This is a genomic window from Teichococcus vastitatis, from assembly GCF_003604215.1.
Lineage (GTDB): Bacteria > Pseudomonadota > Alphaproteobacteria > Acetobacterales > Acetobacteraceae > Pseudoroseomonas > Pseudoroseomonas vastitatis.
The window spans coordinates 1-2,363 of sequence record NZ_QXGS01000118.1 but is presented as its reverse complement, the minus strand read 5'-3'; the positions used below and the strand labels follow the sequence as shown (position 1 = coordinate 2,363).

At 71.6% G+C, this 2,363-nt stretch carries 1 protein-coding gene and 1 pseudogene; both read right to left on the bottom strand.

Annotated elements, in window-relative coordinates:
* Positions 1-685, bottom strand: a pseudogene (locus D2K64_RS23325) (hypothetical protein); the annotation flags it as partial.
* 518 nt (positions 686-1,203) lie between these two features.
* A complete protein-coding gene (locus tag D2K64_RS23320) occupies positions 1,204-2,115 on the bottom strand; it encodes a tetratricopeptide repeat protein (protein WP_120010791.1) in 912 nt (303 codons plus the stop codon).
* Between the last annotated feature and the right edge of the window lie 248 nt (positions 2,116-2,363).

Here is a 2,363-nt window from a genome sequence, read left to right as displayed (position 1 = left end):
AGCCGGAGCCGAACCCGATAGTGGGGCCGGGGTCGTAGTCCACGCCCCGGGCGCCGCGGCCACCGGCCGCCGTGACGGAAACGGCGCCGCTGAACTGGCCCGTGAGGGGAGCGCTGGTGGAACCAGCCACGAGTCTGCCGCTCGCACCGCCGGCGCCGCCCGTGGGCTGGTCAGGGGAGGCTTGGTGGGAACTGTGCCCCGACACACCGCCATCGCCGCCAACTGTGTTGATCACGGTCGCGCCGGCAACCGTGGTGCCGGGCTGGGACGTGACGGTCAGGGTGCTGCCGTCGCCGCCCTTGCCGCCGTCGCTGCCGGTCTGTTCGGGCGTGCCATAGCCACTGTTGCGGCCGTTTCCCCCGTCCCCGCCGAAAACCGTGATGGAGACCTCGCCGGGGTATGTCGTGCCGCCGAGGTCGATTTGTGCCGCGGAGGCGTTGGTGCCGGGCAAGCCTGGCTGGGTGTGATCGGCCCCGTCCGGCGCCTTGGGATAGGACTGGTTGTAGTAGCAGGCATAGTTGCCCGACGGCCCGCATTCGGCGGCACCGGCTCCGGGAACGGAGCCTGGCGCAGCCAGCAGCATCATCATGGCCAATGGCGGCGCCGCAACGGCGGCCCTGGCCGGGATGATCGCGGTGGAGGCCTTGAGGCGGCGCGCGGGCGAGGTCCAAGGGTGGTTGCGCATCTGCGTTCGGTCCTTGTGGGGGCGCGGCGCTCCGCCGGCCGTGGCGTGGGTGCGGTTGGTCTGCGCGTGGGCGCAGCACGGGGTTCGCGCAGGCGTTGCCCGCGTGGGAAGCGGTTCGGTGCGCGGAAGCGGCGGTCCTGGGCTGCCTGGCGAGGCAGGAAAGTGGCCGGTCAGCCTTGTCGCTTCAGGCGGCGAAGCCGAGGGGGATGAGATGCGCTGCGCGGGAGCATGGCGGGGAACCTTCGCATCGGCGGCAGGCTGCCGGCCTCGACCCGAGGTTTACCGACCCCGGATGCGCGAAGTCCTGAAAGCGGAGCCGAATTTATTCCGACGCAGTCCTGCGCGCGCGGCGAAGCTGCCGGTGCGCCTTCGGAGGATTTTCAGTGCAGCGTCGGAACTCGCCTCCCCGTGCCGCAGGCCACGTGGCCCGGTGCCGCCGGCGGCGCGGCTCCGGGAACTCCGCATCGGATCGGGAAACCCGGGGGTAGCGTCGGCGCGCCGGATGGGCGGCCCCGTACTCAGGCCGGCCCACTGCTCTCCATGACTGGCCCAAGGGCATGTGCCCTCGCGGCAATGACGGCGGACCGGAACCGCTCGAACTCGGCGTCCTGGCGGAAGAAGCACATGCCACTGTGGTTCCGCGCGACCGGATCGGGCTGGAGCCGCAGCAACTCCCGCACTGCGCGGCCCGCCTCCTCCATGCGCCCGGCCTCGGTCAGCGCGACCACGAGGGCGAAGTAGCAGGGCGCGTAATCCGGCAGGCGGGCGGCGCACCACTGCAGTTCCGCCAGCGCCTCTTCCAGCTTCCCGGCAAGCAGGAGCGCGCGCCCGAGAACGGCCCTGAAGGCCGGCCGCGCATGGGGTTCGAGCGCCAGCCCCTCCCGCATGACGCCGACCGCCTCCTCCGCGTGTCCGGCGGCGGACAGCACGTCGGCGCAATCGGCCCGGGTCGCGACATAGATTGGCCGTCCGGTTTGCAACGCGGCCCGGGCAACGTTCACCGCCTCGTCCCAGCGCTGGTGCAGCACCAGTACGAAGGCCAGGCGGCCGAGGCAGAGAGGAGAATCGGGCGCCAGCTGCACCGCTTGCCGCGCCAGGCGCAGCGCAAGGTCGCGTGCCGCCTGCCCGTCAGGCTTGCCCCAGCGGTGGGTGATGGCGCGCTGCACAGCGTAGGCCTGCCAGGCGTAGGCCGCCGCGTAGTCCGGGTTGGCCGCAAGCGCCAGGTCGAACATTTCGCGCGCGATGCGGGTGTCCGCCTCGGTCCCGCGCTGGTAGTGGTCCTTGCCCAGGAGGTAGCAGTCCCGCGCGGTTCGTTCCGCGGCTGCCTTGAGCGTGGCGCGGCGCAGCGCCTCCCGGTTGATCTGTCGGTCGACCTCCGATGCGAGGGCGAGCAGCTTGCTTTCCGGCCAGCCCCGTCGCCGTGCGGCCACTCCATCCGGCCCCCCCAGACGACGGTCCCCCCGGCATCCTCCAGCCGGACCGTCGCGCGCCACTGCGCGCCCGACATGCGAACCTTGCCGCAGAGATGGTAGCCCTCGGCGCCTGGACGGTCCGACGCTGCGAAAACGCGCAGGTGCTCGAAGCGGGTCAGGATCGCGGTGAGCTCGACGGCCAGCGTATCGGCCAGGTCAGGACATGCGTGCTGCGCATCGGATCCATCGAAGCCATGAACAAACAC